At 54.8% G+C, this 270-nt stretch carries 1 protein-coding gene; it reads left to right on the forward strand.

Annotation, left to right across the window (positions count from 1 at the left end):
* Positions 1 to 12: 12 nt before the first annotated feature.
* Positions 13 to 270: peptidase dimerization domain-containing protein (locus CH339_RS25685; protein WP_210207406.1), on the forward strand; the 258-nt coding region annotated here is incomplete at its 3' end.

Here is a 270-nt window from a genome sequence, read left to right on the forward strand (position 1 = left end):
TTGGACGCCGCTATGATGGTTCATCCGTATTGCAGGCATGAAAAAAGCGGGACATCGCTGGCGATGGATGCGATCCAATTCGAATTCTTCGGAAAGGCCTCGCATGCGGCGGGAGCACCTCACGAAGGAATCAATGCGCTCGATGCCGTCATTCAGACATTCAACGGCATTAATGCGCTCAGACAGCACATTCTCCCTGATGCCCGGATTCACGGGATTATTCCGGAGGGAGGGAAAGCGGCGAATGTTGTGCCGGATTACGCGGTTGCC

Source organism: Rhodobium orientis (assembly GCF_003258835.1).
Classification (GTDB): Bacteria; Pseudomonadota; Alphaproteobacteria; order Rhizobiales; family Rhodobiaceae; genus Rhodobium; species Rhodobium orientis.